We start from the raw sequence: 17395 nt of genomic DNA, 5'->3' as shown, positions 1-17395 counted from the left end.
TTGGCTGACTCCACCCCTCCCCACTCCCCTCAGCCTGAATCACATGAGGCCCCCACCATCCATGACCTCGTCGAACCCCCGGCTACAGCCTCCGGACTCACCGGGACCGGCAAGGTTGACGCCCGCCGGCCCAGCCCCCCAGCTGCCGCTGAGATTGCTCCCCAACCCACTCCGTTGAGAAAGCAACGCGACTATCGCCTGCTCTGGACCGCCCGAACGATCTCCATCACCGGCTCAGAAGTATCGAAACTGGCCATCCCACTGACCGCGATCACCCTGTTGACCGCATCCCCGTCCCAAATGGGCATGTTGACCGCCGCCGCCTCGGTGCCCGCTCTCGCGTTCGGCCTCCAGTCGGGTGCCATCGCCGACCGGCTCACCCGTCATCGCCCGATGATGATCGCTTGCGAACTCGTCTCATGCGCGGCCGCAGCCACGATCCCAATCGCCTGGCTCCTCGGCATACTGAACGTCGTCTGGCTGATCGTCGTGGCACTGGTGATCGGTACGGCCGGCGTGCTCTTCAAAGCGGCGAACTTCCCCCACATCGCAGCCGTGGTCCCCACGACCCAGCGCACCGAGGCGATGGCCGGCTTCCACGCTTCCTACTCCGTCGCATCAGTCAGCGGCCCCGGCTTGGCCGGCCTTCTGGTGCAAATACTCACAGCTCCCTTGGCCGTACTGGCGGAAGCCCTGTCGTTCCTGACCTCGGCCCTGCTGCTCCGCTCCATCCGAACCCCCGAGAAGAACACCGCCACGACCTCCCGAGGCATGTGGCAGGACGTCATGGAAGGCCTGAAGGCCAGCGTCACCCACCCCGTGCTCCGCGCCCTCCTGGGCGCAGGCGTCACCATCAACTTCTTCGCCATGGCCTACACCGCCGTCTACATGCTCTACATGCTGAACACGCTCGACATCCCCAAGAGCCTCATCGGTGTCCTCATCGCCCTGGGCGGCGCCGGCGGCCTGCTCGGCGCGTGGGCAACCGCCCGCCTGTCCAAGCGCTACGGCGAGGACCGCATCCTCCTCATCGCAGTGATCTTCTTCCCCATGGAGATCCTCGCAGTGGGTCTGCTGAACGGCTCCCTGTGGTGGAAGATCTCGATACTCGTCCTGACAGGCACACTGACCGGCGGCATTGTCGTCGCCTTCGCCACTTGTATGGGTGCGATCATCCTCCGGGAAACGTCCCCGGAACTCCGTGGCCGGGTCAACGCCACCATGACCTTCGCCGTTCAAGGCGTACTGGCCCTGGGCGGCCTCGCCGGCGGTCTGGTCGCCGAACTCATCGGCTTGCGCCCTGTCATCCTCATCTGCGCCGCTGGCATCGCTCTGAGCACCATCTGGATCTGGACGTCGCCTCTACGTCCGCACCGCGCCAAGCCGTCATCCCCGGACCACGCAACTTCAGCGCCATCACATGTGTAGCCCACGAACCACTTGATCGAGTCGGCCCGCCGTCCCGCAGCAGGCGTGACCATCATGCCTCACCTTCATCATTCCGCAACCGCGTTATCCACAGGCACCCTTCCGCCGCTCCCGATATCCACAGAACGACGTTCACCACCTCGCGCCGCAAGCCACCCCGCCAAACTCCCCCGCATGAACGTCAACACCACCTCCCCCGCCGCCTCTCCAACTCCCGCCTCTCCTCCGCCGATGCACTTCCACCCGCGACCACGGCCTCGCCCCTGGACAAGCCCGGCACCGATCAGGGCAGCCATCGTGACCACGTTCATCTCCGCGACCCTGATCCTGCCCATCCTCACTCCTCCAGCCAGAGCCTCCCCGCCCCCTTGGCGCTGGCCTCTGGAGGGACACCCCAGGATCGTGCGCCGTTTCACCCCACCTCCGGAGCCCTGGCTGGCCGGCCACCGCGGCGTGGACCTGGCCGCCCCGGTCTCCGCCACCGTCCTCGCCTCAGGCTCGGGCACGATCCGCTTCGCCGGCCCCGTCGCCGGAAAAGGCGTGATCGCCATAGATCACCCAGACGGCCTCCGCACGACTTACCTTCCCGTCACAGCATCCGTACGCCGTGGCCAGCCCATCACAGCGGGCGCCAAGATCGGCACTCTCGAAGATTCGAAGCCCCACTGCACGGAGTCATGCCTGCACTGGGGCCTGCTCCGCAACACCCGCTACCTCAACCCTCTCGCCCTCCTCGGCCAAGCCCCCATCCGCCTCCTCCCTTTCTGGTCTCTACCAACGACCAAGACAAACGGCCCCCAGCATCCTCCCCCTGACCAGACCTTGCCTTCCTTGCACACAGCAACGCCCTCGAACGCCCTCACCCTCCCCCGCGCAGAGCCGGCCCCACCCACACGCCCACAAACCCCGCTCAACCCCTCGACAGCGTCACTCCCACCATCAGCGGCACACCTCTCAGCCCCATTTCCGCAGGTAGAAACACCGCCCTACTCAACGGAAACCGCAACCCAACCGCCGACGGCACTCCCACCGGCCTTGTTCCTGACCGCATCCCCAGTTGCGCCAAGCCTCAGCCTCCTGGCCATGACGCTCGCGTCGTTCCGCCACAAGGCCGCCCAGGAAGACGCCACACCCAACACGAGCCCGACTACGCAACCGCCCCCAAACCCGACCACCCAACCAGGCCGAAACAAGAACCCAGACACCGACACCGACACCGACACCGACACCGACACCGACACCGACAAGATCATCGCGGTCGCAACCGCCGACGTCACGGTCACCACGAGCACAAGCACGAGCACGAGGGCGAGGCCGACGGCGACGGCGACGACGGCGACGGCGACGACGACGACGACGACGACGGCGACGACGACGACGACGACGACGACGACGACAGCAGCAGCGAGCAGGACCGCCAGCGCCAGCATCATCACCACAACGACAACCGTGAACGACACCGCCGCAAACCCCACCGCCACCCCCGCCACCTCCGGCACTGGCCATGGCCCTGGCAGCGACAGCGACAGCGACAGCGACAGCGACAGCGACAAGAGCGCTACCACCTCAGGTACAGCCTCGCTAGCCGTCAGCCATCGCCCAACATCCCCGATCCGGCCCCTGCTGCACGCAACCTCAACCCAGCTGACCTCTGCCTCCACGATCGGCGTCGGCATACTTCTGGGAGCCGTGCTCCTCCTGCTCACCGCCACCCTGCGCAGCCCAACACGCCGCAGACGCAGCAAGCGCCGGGTCAGAACACCCAGGCACGGCCCTGTACGAGGCCAGCACCGTAAAGAACGACGTCGCCTCCGAAATCCAGCTCCTCGACACCACCCTCCTCCGAGCTGACTGGCGAACCCCTGCGACATCCATCGCAACAACCTGCTCGGTCCATGGCCCTTCCCCACCCCTGCAACCCCGCCCCACGGCCAGGGGGCTGATGAGAACGGCCAAGCCACCGGCTGCTAGCGCCTCGTACCTTCGCGTTAGGTGCTCAAAGCAGACCGACCAACGTGGATCCGATAGTCGTACCACCCGACCAACGTGAGCCTAGTAGCCGTTCTCGCGCATCGACCGCGGGTCGTCGACCTACGCGGTAGGGGAACCTATCCGCCCCCTCGTCCTTGCCCTCTTCCTCGATCAAGCCCGAGGATGCGCCTGCCGATACGCCGCCCGCAACCGTTCGATCGATACATGCGTGTAGATCTGGGTGGTGTTCAAGGACGCGTGCCCAAGCAGCTCCTGCACGCTGCGAAGATCGGCACCGCCTTCAAGAAGGTGCGTCGCCGCACTGTGCCGCAACCCATGCGGCCCCAGATCGGGCGCGCCCTCCACCTGTGCCAGCCGCGCGTGCACCACTCGCCGTACGGTGCCCGCGTCGATACGTCCACCCCGTACCCCAAGGAAGAGGGCCGGCCCGGTTCCAGCCTTCATCCACAGCGGCCGCCCGTGGATGCACCACCGATCCAATGCGCGCAGAGCAGGCAGCCCGAACGGCACCGTACGCTCCTTGCGCCCCTTGCCCATCACCCTGACGACGTTCCGCTCGCGGTCGACATCGTCGACATCGAGCGCGCACAGTTCACTCACCCGCACGCCCGTGGCGTACAACAGCTCAAGAAGCGCCTGATCCCGCAGTTCCTTAGGGCCTTCGCTGGAGGCAGCGTCGAGAGCGGCCTCCGCCTGCCGCTGATCCAGTACGGCGGGCAGCGGCCTGGGCGCCTTGGCGCTTCCCAGCAGCAACCCGGGATCCGTCGACAACCAGCCGCGGCGATGACAGTACGCGGTGAAGGTGCGCGCGCAAGCCGTCTTGCGCGCCAGCGTGGCTCGCGCCTTTCCCGCCGCATGCTGCCCGGCCAGCCACTCCCTCAGCGCCCCGATATCGAGTCCTTCCAGCACCCCGTGCATGTGATCGAGAAGGGAGTTGACGTCGGTCAAGTACGCCCGGACCGTGTGCGGCGAAAGATCGCGTTCGAGCCGTAGATACCGCCCGAACTCGGTCACCACTTCTTCCCTATCCACGCTCACATTGTCCACGCCCACGTCGCCCTCCGATCACGATCCGACCGCGTCCGTCCCCTCAAACGTCCACCACATGGCACACCCACCGCCACTCAAGACCCTCACGCACTCCTCCGACCACCCGCAACTACCCGCTGCGCTTCCCACCTCCATCCCAAACCCATTCACGTCCGGCACGCCCTCCCACCTCCAACCCGCGCCCACCCATACCCGCCACGCTTCCTCACCTTCGCCGCACGCACCCACCCACCCATACACCGCACGCCCCCTGCCTCCAGCCGAGCCCACCCACACCCGCCACGCTCCGTCACCTTCGCCGCCTGCAACCGCCCATACGCTGCATGCCCCCACCTCCAGACGCGCGCCCACTTAACCCGCCATGCCCTCCCACCTCCAGCCGCGCCCACCCACACCCATCACGGCTTCATCACCTTCGCTTCACACACCCGCCCATACACTGCACGCAACCACCTCCGGCCGCGCCCCCTCATACCCACCACGCCCCCACCCTTCGGCCCATGCACCCGCAGATATGTGGCACGTCCTCTCACCTTCGGGGCACGCAGCGAGTGATCGACGACCGGCTCCTGCGCCGAAGCCGGGCCGTCGAATCAGGCCAGCGACTTCCTATGCCGCCGAGACCCAGGCAGCGATGTCACCGATGACCAATGGATCGACATGCTGCGGGGATTCGTAGTCGGCCGGGGTGGACGGTCCGTCGCCTGGAAAGAACAGGTGGTCGTCGGCGTCGTAAACCCGAATCGTGACGTCCGGTCGATGCCCGAGGCCTGCCTTCCATCCCGAGAGATCATCCGCGACGGTCACCTGATAGTCGCGCCCTCCCTGAAGGATGAACATCGGCTTGTCCAGCGCCACCGCAGTCACCACGGGGTCGTAGTCGCGCAGATCCAGCCAGTACGTGGCCGATAGCCCGAACGGCAATGCCTCGGAAGGCGTCGAGGGCGACAGGTCAGGGCTGTCGACCGTCGCGGCCAGCCGCACCATGGCCTCCACCATTGCCTCCGCGGCCGGGCCCGGGCTCAGTGAGGCGAGATGGCGAGTGACACGCACCGCGGCGTGGTGCATCGGCTGCGTGTCGCCCGCCAGGATCACCAGGCCCCTGATGGAGGCGTCAGCGGCCGCCACTCGCGGAGCGACCTTGCCGCCCATGCTGTGGCCGACGACGAAGATCCGCTCCGGATCCACTCCGTCCTGGCTCTGGAGAAGACGTACGGCCGCGACCGCGTGCGGCACGTACTCGTCCGTCATCGTGAAGTCCGGCGCGTCAGCCGCCTGGACATGTGCGTATGTCACCTTGTCGAACCGCAGCGCGGCCACGCCGCGACTTGCCAGGCCCCACGCGAGGTCCTTGAGCGGTTTGTTCGGCCCGCTGGTCTCATCGCGATCGAACGGTCCTCCCCCACTGAGCAACACCACGCCCGGTGCTTGTCCTGTACCCGACGTCTGCCCCGGGCCCGATGCCCGTCCCCCGTCTGGCGTATGTCCTGTGCCTGGTGTTTGTTCCGCGCTTGGAGTGTGTCCCGTACCCGGTATCCGTCCCGCGCCCGGTGTTTGTTCCGCGCCCGGAGTCCGTGCCGGGCCCGATCCCCGTCCTGCGCTCGGCGTTTGTCCCGCGCCTGGAGTCTGTGCCGCGCTGTGCGGCAGGGTGAGCGTTCCCGGTACGGCGAGAGGTCCGGAACCGATCATGACGTCGCGCTCGGTAAAGCGTTGGGGCACGGCGTAAGCCGGCGGTGCCCACACGCTGGTGGTGCCTGGGGCGAGACGAAGCCCATGCAGTCGCCCAGCGTCGTCGACCGCCATGACCAGCGCGAGCACGCCGTCCCCGCAGACGATGGGAACGCTCACCTGCATCAGCCCAGCTCCGGCCGGTTGGCCGACCGGCTCCCCGAGTGCGGACACCGAACCGCGCTTCCCGACCTCCGCTTCCCAGGCAACCTGTAACGCCTGCTCCGATACGACAGCACGCAGCGGCGGTTCAAACAGCTCGACGACTTCCGCGAAGCGCCCATCCCGGGCAAGCTGCGCGACCCGTACGGCTACCGCACACGCATCCCCCATGACCACTCACCACCTTTCTCATATTTGCGAAAGGTAACACATATGAAATCATTAGGCGATGGACTCACTGGACCTCCTGGCGCACCCGGTACGGCTCCGCGTCGTGCACGCCATGCGGGGAGGGCGCACGCTGACAACGGCCGAGTTGTGCACACGAATCCCCGATGTCTCCAAGGCCACGCTCTACCGCCACATCGACGTGCTGGTGTCAGCGGGAGTTCTCGAGGTGGCGGACGAACGGCGGGTGCGAGGAGCGGTGGAGCGCCATTACCGCCTCCGCCAGGACCTCGCGGTGATCGACGAGGCCGCCCTCAGAACGCTGTCCGTTGACGATCACCGTCGCGGATTCGCCACAGCCATGGCGATCTTGCTCGCCGAGTTCAACACCTATCTCAGCCGGGAGGGCGCGGATCCGGTCGAGGACTTGGTCGGATACCGGCAACATGCCATCTGGCTCAACACCGACGAACTCCATGACCTGATCAGTGAGCTGCGCCGCGCCATCGTTCCCCATCTGGCGAACCCGTCCGCCCCTGACCGCACGCAGTACCTCCTGAGCCCGATCATGTTCCCTGTCGAACCATCAGCCTCCGCCCAGACAGACCCTGAGCACGATTGAACCCCCGCAACAAGCTGGTTGACGGGAAAGGAGGAGGGCACGAGCGTGAGCCCGCCGATCTGCATAAAGTGCGCGCTCATGGAGGGCCGACAAAGTAGGAGCCACCGATGGGCGTTCTGCCTCACCCGTGCGCAGTCAGAAGCCACACTGTTCTTGCGGCCATCGTTCTGCTCTCCGGTCTCGTCAGGGCCCTCCAAGGATCAAACGGTGGCCGTCACCATTTCACGGTGGCCCCGCCTGTGACCAGGTCAAACTCGTTCACCACTCCCATGCCCGTGGACGTAGCCCACCACGGGATGCCGTTGTAATGGGGCCGGGGTCGTATCGAGCCGACCTCACGCCTTCACCTGGTCGATCGGCCTTGCCTTGGCAGGTCCGCATCGTTCGGATCCTGTGCGGTGCCGTAGTCGGGATGTGGCGGGGTGCCGTCCGGCGGTCGCGGAGCGCCGTAGCCCGGGTGCTGTGGGGCACCGTCTGACCGCTTGCATGCCATCGTCCAGGTCTTCAGCCTCCTGCTGGCAGACCGCTTTGGCCCCATCCGGTACGTGGTGGCGGTGCGTAGGTGATCGAGGTCGTGGGTTGGGGCAGCCCTGCACTGGTCACAGGAAGTCCTCCGGGAACGGCGGGACTTCCGCTGGGTCGGGCTCCGGCGTGGATGGGGGTTCGAGGGTGGCGGAGTCGAGGGCTTTGCGGTAGGCGGTTTGTTGTTTGCGCAGGCGCCAGCCTTTGGTGCTTCGTTCGACGTAGCCTGCGGCAGCCAGGCCGCCCAAGGCGCTCAACGCCGTGTCCAGGCCGACACCGGCGGCTACCGCGATCGATGCCGGTCCTGCGCCGCCTCGGGTGGGTACCGCGTCCAGGACTCTTTTCGTCGACTCGTTGAGTCTGTCTCTGGGGACGGCGGGGGCTCTCATCTGTGGGGTCAGGTCGTCGCCCAGTACGCCCACGAGCTCGATCATGTCCTCCGGGGAGGTGACGCATACCGCTTTGCGTTCGCGGAGGAGTCTGTGGCAGCCGGCGGACATGCTCGACGTGATCGGGCCCGGCACCGCCCCGAGGTGTCTGGTGAGAGTCAGGGCATGGGAGGCCGTGTTGAGGGCGCCGCTGCGGAGGGCCGCTTCGACGACCACCGTACCTCGCGACAATGCGGCGATCAGGCGGTTCCTGATGAGGAAGCGGGCTCGGGTCGGATGGACGCCGGGCGGGCACTCACTGATCAAGACCCCCTGCTGTCCGATGGCCGCGAACAGGGCCTCGTGGCTGCTCGGGTAGCAGATGTCCACGCCGCAGGCCAGGACCACGACCGTCGGGGCACCCGCGGCGAGCGCGCCCTTGTGCGCGGCCCCGTCCACGCCGAACGCTCCGCCTGACACGACGGTCCATCCCGACTCGCTCAGACCGACGCCGAACTCCGCCGCGACGTGGGAACCGTACGACGTGGCGGCTCTGGCCCCCACTACGGCCACCGATTTGAGGCAGGAGAAGCGGAGGTCCGCGGTGCCGTGAGCCCAGAGCGCCAGGGGGCGGCCCGCTCCGAGCTGGTCCAACTGCGTCGGCCACTCCGAGTCGCCTGGGATGATCAGCCTGGCTCCGGACCTCTTCCCTGCCTCGACATCCGCTGCGGGGTTGGAGGCCGCAAGGCGGGCGTACCAGGTGTTCAGGCGTGCTGCGAGGTCGGGCGGGCGTTCTTGCTCGGCTTCTCGGGCGGTGAACTCCGGTGGCAGGGCCCGAGAACGGATCGCCCTTACTGCCTGCTGAGCGCCGTACTGGTCCACGAGACGGCCCATGACGGGATCGCCTACGTCGGCGGCTCGCATGAGAGCGGCTCTGGCTTCGGCCTCTGCCTGGGCGGTTGAGGCCGCGACGAAGGCGGTGGTGGGTGTGCAGTTTGCCTTGGTGGCGTTTGGGGCTTCAGTTGCTGCGGTGACGGTGACGGCGCTTTGAGGGGGTCCGGCAATCTCGGACGTTCCGGATGATTCATGGGCTCCTGGCGAGGTCTCGCAGGGTTCCCGAGACTCGTCGATCTTGACCCTTCCAGATACTTCAGCGGTCTCGGAGGGCTCGCTTGGGCGGCCCGGGATTACGGCAGGAGAGGTTGCAGGTCCGTGCGGAACCTCGAACCTCTCAGAGGGTCTGAGGGCCGGAGAGGAATCAGGGGTCCTTGGAGGAGGAGGAGTGAAGGTCGTTGATGCGGTCCTGGTTTCTATCTCCCCGGGTGACTGCGAGGGCCCGCTGTCAGCTGCCCAACTGTCGGCGGCCCAGCTGTCGGTGGTCCGACTGTCTGCGATCCGACTGTCTGCGGTCCGGGTGTGGTCCTGGACTTGCGCGTGGTTTTCTGGCGCACGGCTCCTGACCGCTGTCTCGATGCTGATCTCCATCACAGGCTCGGCCTCCACGTCAGTCCTGGTTTTCCTACGGGGTCTGGTCTCCTTCCGGGTCTCGTGCGGCAAAGAACCTCTGTCCGGACGGGGTCGCGCTCGGTGGGTGCGATTGATTCGGTGATGGCCGCGCCTGCGGGTGGAGGAGTCGCAGGAGCGAGGCGTATGGCGGGCATGAGGCGCTTAAGGGGCTCACCGGCTCTGCTCGGCCTATCGGCTCTGATCGGCGTATCGGGTTCGACCGCCCGACCGGGTCCAATCGCCGTATCGGATAGGAATGGCCTACCGGGCCCGGCCGGCGTACCGGGGCCGGCCGGCGTACCGGGGCCGGCCGGCGTACCGGGGCCGGCCGGCGTACCGGGGCCGGCCGGCGTACCGGGGCCGGCCGGCGTACCGGGGCCGAGTGGCGTACCGGGGCCGAGTGGCGTACCGGGGCCGAGTGGCGTCCCGAACGTAGCCGGTATGACGCATGCAACGGGCCTACCGGGCGCGGGGGGCGTCGTCGGGCTGGTGCGTGCCAGGGGTGAGAGGGGCGTGTTCGGGGTGGCGGCTTGGGATGGCGCTGGGCATGCGGTGATCATGGCGAGGCTCCGGGTGGCGGTTCGGGGATGGTACGAGGCGTGCGGTGGTCATGGGTTGGGGCTCCGGCCCGCGCTACGCAAAGTGCAGCCGGCGCCCGGCCAGCCACCGCACAACGTGCAGTCAGGCTCCGGCCGGCCGTTCGGTGCGCGAGGTGCAGTCGAGGCTCCGATCGGTCACTGTGCGAGGTGCAGTCAGGTTCCGGGTGGCTGTGCAGCGGGCGGTTCGGCCTGTTTGGAGGTGTCGGGCGCGGTGGAGTGTGCGTATGGCTATGGCGGTCGTGTTTGGTCCCACCGGGACGGCGCGAAGTGGCCCCGCCCCGGTTCAGGCATTGGTCGCGTCGGTCAGGGCCGGCTCCGGCCTGGAGCTGGTCCCTCTTGTCGATGCTGCTTGCAGCGGTGCTATCTCCGTCCTTCACGTGATCTGCGAGGTGGAGCTGACTCAGACCGTGGAGTAGGGGCGGGTGCGATCGTCATTGCCAGTGCGTGAGGGGGGCCGCGTCCGATGGCGACGCCTTCGGTCCTGCTCGTGCGAGGTGGCGAGCTCCTCGACACTGCTGGTGCGAGGCGGCGGCATCCTCGACACTGCTGGTGCGAGGCGGCGGCATCCTCGGCTCTGCTAGTGCGAGGGCGCGCCGTCCTCGACGTTGCTGGAGCGAGGTGGCGCCGTCCTCGACACTGCTGGTGTGGGAGGTCATGACTCCACTCCGAGCCAGAAGCTGAGGGCGGCGTTGGTTTCGTCTTGGCCGGGGACGTCCTTGTCGGCCAGGTCGGCGAGGGTCCAGGCGACTCGGACGACACGGTCGAGGCCGCGGGCGGTGAGGGTGCCCGAGTCGAGGCAGGACGTCATGGGGTGCATGGCTTCGGCGGACGGGCGGTAGTCGGCGTGGAGGACGGAGGACGGGATTTCGGCGTTCGAGCGCCACGGGGTGCCGGCCAGGCGCTTTGCGGCCCGTTCACGAGCCACCAGGACGCGTTCGGCCACCGTTTCACTCGTCTCGACGAACTGGCGATCTGCCAGCAGCTCGCGTCTGGACGAGCGCGCGACCGTGACCTTCATGTCGATGCGATCGAGCAGCGGGCCGGAGAGCCTGCCGAGGTAGCGGCGGCGCGTCATGGGCGTGCATCTGCAGGTGCCTCCCTGGTCTTCCGCCTGGGCGCAGGGGCAGGGGTTCGCGGCCAGGATGAGCATGAATCTGGCGGGGAACGTGACCGACCCGGCGGATCTGGAGACGGTCACACGGCCGGATTCGAGGGGCTGTCTCAGCGCGTCGAGGACATGGCGCGGGAACTCGGGCGCCTCGTCCATGAACAACACTCCGCGATGGGCCAGGGAGACGGCTCCTGGGCGGACGATCGTGCTGCCGCCGCCGATGATCGCGGCCGAGGTCGCCGTGTGGTGCGGGCTGACGAACGGCGGCCGGCTCATCATGGGGGCGCTGGACGGCAGCGCTCCGGCTACCGAATGAATGGCCGTGACCTCCAGGGCATGGTCGAGCTCCAGGTCCGGCAGGAGGGTGGGGAGGCGCTCGGCGAGCATGGTCTTGCCGGTGCCGGGCGGGCCGAGCATCCAGAGGTTGTGGCCGCCCGCCGCGCACACTTCGAGGGCTCGGCGGGCGACCGGCTGGCCCACCACGTCCGCCAGATCGAGGTTGTCGGACGTGGTGGAGGGCGTGGGCGGCTGCGGGCACTCATCGGTCTCGGGTTTGGGCGGGTCGTCTCCCTTCCGCAGCCACTCCACGAGCTGGCGCAGGTGTGAGACGGGCACCACCTTCACATCAGGCACCAGGACGGCCTCCGCGGAGTTCGCCGCCGGGACCACGACCGTGACGTCTCCGTGCTTGGCCGCGCCCAGGACCGAGGGCAGCACGCCGCGTACGGCCCTGATCCGGCCGTCGAGCCCCAGCTCTCCGAGGAAGAACGGCTCCGCGATCCGTTCCGCGGGAATCACCCCGGCCGCGCCCAGTATCGCCATCGCGATGGCCAGGTCGAACTGTGATCCGCGTTTGGGGAGACTGGCCGGGAAGAGGCTGACGATGATGCGGGCGTCCGGCCAGGGATAATTGCTGTTGACCATCGCCGACCTGACCCTGTCGCGGGCTTCGCTGAGCGCCGTGTCGGGGAGGCCGATGAGGTGGATGCCGGCCAGGCCGTTGCCCACGTCGGCCTCGACCTCCACCGTACGGCCCGTGACGCCAACCAGGGCCACACTGCGCGTGCGGGCCACGGCCACCTAGATCGCCCCCCGTACGTGACGCAGCGCGAAGTCACCCGCGAAACGTTCGAGGGCGATCACGTCTACCCTGACTGCTTTGTACGTTTCAGTGCGGGTGGCCAGCCATTTGGCCGCGAGCACGCGGAGCCTGGCGAGTTTGGCGGGGCTGACCGATTCCAGAGCGGTGCCGTGTGATCTGCTCGATCGGGTTTTGACCTCCACCACGACGAGGTTGGAGCCGTCTTCCGCGATGATGTCGATCTCGCCGTGGCGGCAGCGCCAATTGCGTTCGATCACCTTCATGCCCTCGGCCTCCAGGTAGGTCACCGCTACCTCTTCGCCGCGTTTGCCCAGCTCTTGTTTGCTCTCGGGTGTCATGTGCCAGCTCCGTCCGGTGGGTGGTGCGGGGTGGGTCTGGGCACTGACCTTCGTGGATGCGGGGTGGTGAGGGTGGGGCCGAACGGGGTTCTGTGGATGAGGGCGGTGGGAGGAGGAGAGCCTGTGGATAACGTGGGTGTGGGTCGGGCCGAGTGGCCGCTTCTCAGGCCGCTTCTCAGGCCGCTTCTCAGGCCGCTTCTCAGGCCGCTTCTCAGGCCGCTTCTCAGGGGAGGATATTGAGTTCGCAGGTGGCGGCGGGTCACCTCCCAGTCACGTCGCATGGTCCTCCGAGGGCTGGCGTCTCGTTGAGGATGAAGGGCTGCGATGAGGGTGAGCGGCCTCAGGAGGGCACGGAGCGGGCGCCCTTGCCACGCGGGCGGACACCCCTGCCACTTGGGCAGACGTCGGAGGTCGGACGGCACCTGTCGGGTCGACGCCGGGGCGAGGGCTGCGGTTGTCGCTGAGGATGTCCCGCGTCCCATGCTGCGAGCCGGATGGGGGGCGTTGTCGGCGCATGGCCCGGCCGGTGGGAAGCGTAAGCGGGTCAGGAAAGCGCAGGCTCCTCCCCGCCGGAGGGGCGAGGGGCCCGAGGGAAGCACAGGTTCCGCCCGCGAAAAGGTCAAGCCGCCCAGAAAGCACCGGGTCCGCGCCGCAGGAAGAACGAGCAGCCCAAGAGGGTGGGTGCAGGGCCCTCTGCAGGACGAGCGAGCGCGCCCAGGAGGGGGCAGGACCTCTCCCCACAGGACGAGCGAAAGGCCCCAGGAGGGTGAAGGGGTTGCGTCAATGGGAGTTGTGTACGGTTTTGACCCGGTCACAGGCGGGTTGCGTCCACGGGAGTGGTCTACGAGTTTGACCTGGTCACAAGCATGGCGCTGTGAAATGGCGACGGCCATCGCGTGAGGGTCCGCTCCTAGGGAAGGGCGAGCGGGCCCGGGGTAGGTCCAGCGCAGTTCCGTGGCAAGGGGAAGCACCCCAGGAAGGATGCGGGGTTTGCCCTGGAAGGGGTGAGCGGCCAGGAAGGTGCAAGGCCCGCTCCATGGGAAGAGGCGATCTCCGTGAAGATGAGCGCGGCGCTGGTGCGGCACCGCGCGGCGCTGGTGCAGTGCGGCGCGGTGTGGCGCTGGGTGCGGCGCGGTGTGGCGCAGGCGCGGCGCAGGCGCGGCGCGGTGTGGCGCAGGCGCGGCGCGGGTGCGGGTGGCGGTGGTCGTGCCTGTGGGCCGTCCGGCCCGACCGCCTGGAGCCGTGAGGGCAGATCAGCCCTCTGAGATGCGGGTACGGAGAAGGCCCAGGCTTCTGAGATGCGCGTACGGGCGGGGCCGTGAGGGTGGAAGGCCTCGTCAACAGGTGTAGCCGCGCGTGGTGGCGCCGTGAGAACGAACGGCGTCATCAACGGTGGTAGCCACACGCGCGGCGAGGCCGTAGGAGTGAACGGCCTCGGGGAAGGTGTGGCCGTGCGTGTGCCAGGGCCGGCCGTGAGTCGGTGGCGGCTCAGGCCCTCGGCCCTCCCCGGCTCAGGCCCCCGGCCCCCAACTCAGGCCCTCAGCCCTCCATTCGCCCCCTACCCCGAGAACCCCTCCTTGGGCATCTCCAGGTCGGCCTTCGCGAGTTCCTCCACGTTCACGTCCTTGAACGTCACGACCCGCACGTTCTTGACGAACCGCGCCGGCCGGTACATGTCCCACACCCAGGCGTCCTGCATCTTCACGTCGAAGAAGACGTCGCCGTTCTCCGCGGTACGGACGTCGAGATCCACCGAGTTGGTCAGATAGAAGCGCCGTTCAGTCTCCACCACGTACGTGAACAAACCGACGACATCACGGTATTCGCGGTAAAGCTGCAGCTCCATCTCGGTCTCGTACTTTTCGAGATCCTCTGCGCTCATCGCGGTCCTCCTGTCGTACCGGTCCCCCGGTTCGCCTGGTCAGGCAACCCCGGCCCCCATTTCATTTTCACCCATCCCCCTCGCCACCGTGACGAAGGAGAAGCGGTGGTCAGGACACGGACCATGCGTTTCCAGCGCCAGCCGGTGTCCTGGAGTGACATACCCCTTGTGTTCGGCGAAGCCGTACAGCGGGTAGCGCTCGTCGAGCGTGACCATGAGGCGATCCCTGGTCACCTTGGCCACGATCGACGCCGCCGCCACGCATGCGGCCACCTGGTCCCCCTTCCACACGGCCAGAGACGGCGCCGGTAGCCCCGGGACCGGGAAGCCGTCCGTGAGGATGTACTCCGGGTCACAGGGCAACTGTGCGACAGCTCGCCGCATTCCTGAAACGTTGCACTTGTGAAGACCTTTGGCGTCGATCTCCCCCGACGGGATGATCACTATGCCTACATGAGAGACGCGGATGATCTGCTCGTAGAGACGTTCGCGCACCTGGGGGGTGAGAAGTTTGGAGTCTGCCAGGCCGTCGACCTGCTTGCGCAGGATGACGGCCGCGACCACGAGCGGCCCGGCGCACGCGCCGCGGCCGGCCTCGTCCACGCCCGCGATCGGGCTGAGGCCGCGGCGAGCGAGCGCCCGCTCATAGGCGTAGAGTCCGGAATCTCGCCGGACGACGCTCGGTCGAGGGCGGAACGCAACTGTCATGACACAGGCAGCGTACGCCCCATTCGCCGCAATCCGCGACCGGAAGTGGCCCCTACTTGACCTTGTCGAAGATGTCGGGACGGGAGAAAAGATAGCCTCGCGACAGCGGCCAGTAGCGGACCACGGCCGTGCCGATCACCGCGTCCACCGAGATGAAACCGCCTCCGGGCTCCTCCATGTGGGACCGGGAGTCGGCCGAGGCGCTGCGGTGGTCGCCCATCAGCCAGAGCTTTCCCGCGGGCACGGTGACGTCGAACTTATCGCCGGAAGCGAAATCGCCGGGATAGAGGTAGGAGGACTCGTCGAGGGCCGTACCGTTGACCGTGATGCGCTTCTGCTTGTCGCAGCACACCACCTTGTCGCCGCCGACTCCGATGACCCGCTTGATCGTGTCCTCGCCGTTCCATCCCTTGAAGACGATGATGTCACCGCGTTCGGGCGCGCCCGCGAGCTTGTTGACGAAGACGCGATCGTTGATCAGCAGCGTGTTCTCCATCGACTCCGACGGAATGTAGAACGAGCCGACCACGAATGCCTGCAGCAGCAGCGCGATGCCCACGCCCATGACGAGCAGCAGAACGGTCTCGCGGAAACTGCCCTTCTTCTTCTCTTTGCCCACGCCCTCCGCCTTCTTGGTGACGGCCATCAGCGCCTCTTCCGCAGGCGCCGACGGACCAGCACCAAGGGTACGGCCAGCCCGAACCCCGCGACCAGCGGCACCTGTGTGCCGAGGGCGTTGAGAGCGGGCTGGGCGAAGGTGTCAGGGATGTCTATCGAGGAGAACCGGTCGAACGGCCAGACGATCACGAACGCCCTGCCGATGACCTGACCCACGGGAATGGAGCCCCCGCCGGGGTCGCCGGTGTGCGAGCGGGAGTCGAGCGAGACCGAACGGTGGTCACCCATCACCCACAGCCGGTTCTGCGGCACGGTGATGTCGAAGAACCTGTCGGACGGCACGTCACCCGGATAGAGATAGCTCTCTTCCTCGATGGGCGTGCCGTTGACCGTGATGCGCCCCTTGGAGTCGCAACACTTGACATGATCACCGCCGACGCCGATGACCCGCTTGATGTAGTCCTTCTCGCCGGGCACGATGCCGAACGCCGTGCCGACCCAGCGGAAGAACGCCGCGACGGGGTTGGACGGCTCCTCCAGCTGGAACTCACCGTCCCAGGAATCGACTCCCGAAAACACCACCACGTCGCCGCGCTCGATGTCACGAGTGTGGTAGACGAGCTTGTTGACCAGGACCCTGTCATTTGTCAGCAGGGTGTTCTCCATCGATTCCGACGGGATATAGAAGGCCTGGACCACAAACGTCTTGATGATCAGGGCCAGCACCAAGGCGACTACCACGAGAACAGGAAGTTCTTTCCAGAACGACCCCTTCTTCTCATTCTTCTCGCCCTTGGCAGGCTGCTGAGTCTCTTCGGCGACCACGTCCACCTCGTCCTCGACAGGGCGGCGCACAGCGCCGTGCTCCTGGCTCTCGCTAGTCATCGCTGACGAGCCTAGATGATGACTTGGCTCGACAAGCCTCGACCGACGTTACACCCACGCACGAGTCGCTCCACATAAAGGAAACGGCCCTGTAAAGCCGAATGGCCCGCGCGATGCGCGGGCCATCGGTAAACGCCATGGTTACTTGGCGGCCGTCGTCTCACGCTTCTCGCGGATACGGGCGGCCTTACCGCGCAGGTCACGCATGTAGTAGAGCTTGGCGCGGCGGACGTCGCCACGGGTCACGAGCACGATCTTCTCGATGACCGGGCTGTGCACCGGGAAGGTGCGCTCGACACCGACGCCGTAGCTGACCTTGCGGACCGTGAAGGTCTCGCGGGCGCCGCTGCCCTGCCTGCGCAGCACGAAGCCCTTGAACACCTGGACGCGGGACCGGTTGCCTTCGACGACGCGTACGTGAACCTCGAGGGTGTCACCGGGGCGGAAAGCCGGCACGTCGCCGCGCAGGGTCGCCTTCTCGAGCTCCTGGATCTTCGTGTGCATGAGAGTCTATTCCTCAAAGTTTGGCGGGCACGCGGAGGTCCACCCGGCCACACCCGAGTCGGGCACGGCGACGGAAGCGGACACGCTTGCTGTCTCCTGGGG

At 67.2% G+C, this 17395-nt stretch carries 14 protein-coding genes and 1 pseudogene; 4 read left to right on the top strand and 11 right to left on the bottom strand.

Annotated features, from left to right (window positions below):
- Positions 1 to 174: 174 nt before the first annotated feature.
- On the top strand, positions 175 to 1428 hold the full coding sequence (locus AB0C27_RS44025; protein WP_357857934.1) for an MFS transporter: 1254 nt from the start codon (positions 175 to 177) through the stop codon (positions 1426 to 1428).
- Positions 1429 to 1482: 54 nt separating this feature from the next.
- Positions 1483 to 2139: pseudogene (locus AB0C27_RS44020) on the top strand (M23 family metallopeptidase); the annotation flags it as partial.
- Positions 2140 to 2414: 275 nt separating this feature from the next.
- Here AB0C27_RS44020 and AB0C27_RS44015 read toward each other — a convergent pair.
- The 3 genes from AB0C27_RS44015 to AB0C27_RS44005 all read right to left on the bottom strand — a co-directional run bounded on the left by AB0C27_RS44015 (position 2415) and on the right by AB0C27_RS44005 (position 5889).
- Complete coding sequence (locus tag AB0C27_RS44015; protein WP_357858124.1) at positions 2415 to 3104, bottom strand: hypothetical protein; 690 nt, start codon at positions 3102 to 3104, stop codon at positions 2415 to 2417.
- 466 nt (positions 3105 to 3570) lie between these two features.
- A complete protein-coding gene (locus AB0C27_RS44010; RefSeq protein WP_357857931.1) occupies positions 3571 to 4473 on the bottom strand; it encodes a tyrosine recombinase XerC in 903 nt (300 codons plus the stop codon).
- A gap of 606 nt (positions 4474 to 5079) precedes the next feature.
- Positions 5080 to 5889: an alpha/beta fold hydrolase gene (locus AB0C27_RS44005; protein ID WP_357857928.1), complete on the bottom strand. Its 810-nt coding sequence runs from the start codon at positions 5887 to 5889 to the stop codon at positions 5080 to 5082.
- Positions 5890 to 6589: 700 nt separating this feature from the next.
- On the opposite strand from AB0C27_RS44005, the gene AB0C27_RS44000 reads away from it, so the two are divergent.
- On the top strand, positions 6590 to 7150 hold the full coding sequence (locus AB0C27_RS44000) for a helix-turn-helix domain-containing protein (RefSeq protein WP_357857925.1): 561 nt from the start codon (positions 6590 to 6592) through the stop codon (positions 7148 to 7150).
- A 599-nt stretch (positions 7151 to 7749) separates the two neighbouring features.
- Here AB0C27_RS44000 and dprA read toward each other — a convergent pair.
- The 3 genes from dprA to AB0C27_RS43985 all read right to left on the bottom strand — a co-directional run bounded on the left by dprA (position 7750) and on the right by AB0C27_RS43985 (position 12696).
- Positions 7750 to 8964 carry a DNA-processing protein DprA gene (dprA, locus tag AB0C27_RS43995; RefSeq protein WP_357857922.1) on the bottom strand — a complete coding sequence of 405 codons (1215 nt, stop codon included), beginning with the start codon at positions 8962 to 8964 and terminating at the stop codon, positions 7750 to 7752.
- Positions 8965 to 10797: 1833 nt separating this feature from the next.
- Positions 10798 to 12336: a YifB family Mg chelatase-like AAA ATPase gene (locus AB0C27_RS43990; protein ID WP_357857918.1), complete on the bottom strand. Its 1539-nt coding sequence runs from the start codon at positions 12334 to 12336 to the stop codon at positions 10798 to 10800.
- Entirely contained in the window at positions 12337 to 12696 is a 360-nt protein-coding gene (locus tag AB0C27_RS43985; RefSeq protein WP_357857915.1) for a YraN family protein, read from the bottom strand.
- Between the two features lie 1055 nt (positions 12697 to 13751).
- On the opposite strand from AB0C27_RS43985, the gene AB0C27_RS43980 reads away from it, so the two are divergent.
- The gene (locus AB0C27_RS43980; RefSeq protein WP_357857912.1) at positions 13752 to 13961 is read left to right on the top strand and encodes a hypothetical protein; all 210 of its coding nucleotides are present in this window, start codon (positions 13752 to 13754) and stop codon (positions 13959 to 13961) included.
- A gap of 293 nt (positions 13962 to 14254) precedes the next feature.
- Here the strand turns inward: AB0C27_RS43980 and AB0C27_RS43975 are convergent, their stop codons facing one another.
- The 5 genes from AB0C27_RS43975 to rplS all read right to left on the bottom strand — a co-directional run bounded on the left by AB0C27_RS43975 (position 14255) and on the right by rplS (position 17293).
- The gene (locus AB0C27_RS43975) at positions 14255 to 14578 is read right to left on the bottom strand and encodes a DUF2469 domain-containing protein (protein ID WP_026215037.1); all 324 of its coding nucleotides are present in this window, start codon (positions 14576 to 14578) and stop codon (positions 14255 to 14257) included.
- Between the two features lie 39 nt (positions 14579 to 14617).
- On the bottom strand, positions 14618 to 15286 hold the full coding sequence (locus AB0C27_RS43970) for a ribonuclease HII (RefSeq protein WP_106251975.1): 669 nt from the start codon (positions 15284 to 15286) through the stop codon (positions 14618 to 14620).
- A 52-nt stretch (positions 15287 to 15338) separates the two neighbouring features.
- Positions 15339 to 15932, bottom strand: coding sequence for a signal peptidase I (lepB, locus tag AB0C27_RS43965; RefSeq protein WP_357857908.1), 594 nt, complete (start codon positions 15930 to 15932; stop codon positions 15339 to 15341).
- Positions 15932 to 16735, bottom strand: a complete 804-nt coding sequence (lepB, locus tag AB0C27_RS43960; protein WP_357857905.1) for a signal peptidase I — start codon at positions 16733 to 16735, stop codon at positions 15932 to 15934. Before lepB (AB0C27_RS43960) ends, lepB (AB0C27_RS43965) begins: the two co-directional genes overlap by 1 nt.
- A gap of 195 nt (positions 16736 to 16930) precedes the next feature.
- Complete coding sequence (gene rplS, locus AB0C27_RS43955) at positions 16931 to 17293, bottom strand: 50S ribosomal protein L19 (protein WP_106251970.1); 363 nt, start codon at positions 17291 to 17293, stop codon at positions 16931 to 16933.
- Between the last annotated feature and the right edge of the window lie 102 nt (positions 17294 to 17395).

It is taken from the genome of Nonomuraea sp. NPDC048882 (assembly GCF_040649755.1).
GTDB classification, from domain to species: domain Bacteria; phylum Actinomycetota; class Actinomycetes; order Streptosporangiales; family Streptosporangiaceae; genus Nonomuraea; species Nonomuraea maheshkhaliensis.
This window is presented reverse-complemented; position numbering and strand designations above follow the sequence as displayed.

Excerpts from the sequence above, each read along its gene's own strand:
- lepB (WP_357857908.1), bottom strand. The coding sequence starts at position 15,932 with ATGGCCGTCACCAAGAAGGCGGAGGGCGTGGGCAAAGAGAAGAAGAAG.
- AB0C27_RS44015 (WP_357858124.1), bottom strand. The coding sequence starts at position 3,104 with ATGCCGACGCCGATCGTGGAGGCAGAGGTCAGCTGGGTTGAGGTTGCG.
- dprA (WP_357857922.1), bottom strand. The coding sequence starts at position 8,964 with ATGCGAGCCGCCGACGTAGGCGATCCCGTCATGGGCCGTCTCGTGGAC.
- AB0C27_RS43975 (WP_026215037.1), bottom strand. The coding sequence starts at position 14,578 with ATGAGCGCAGAGGATCTCGAAAAGTACGAGACCGAGATGGAGCTGCAG.
- AB0C27_RS44000 (WP_357857925.1), top strand. The coding sequence starts at position 6,590 with ATGGACTCACTGGACCTCCTGGCGCACCCGGTACGGCTCCGCGTCGTG.
- rplS (WP_106251970.1), bottom strand. The coding sequence starts at position 17,293 with ATGCACACGAAGATCCAGGAGCTCGAGAAGGCGACCCTGCGCGGCGAC.
- AB0C27_RS43970 (WP_106251975.1), bottom strand. The coding sequence starts at position 15,286 with ATGACAGTTGCGTTCCGCCCTCGACCGAGCGTCGTCCGGCGAGATTCC.
- AB0C27_RS43985 (WP_357857915.1), bottom strand. The coding sequence starts at position 12,696 with ATGACACCCGAGAGCAAACAAGAGCTGGGCAAACGCGGCGAAGAGGTA.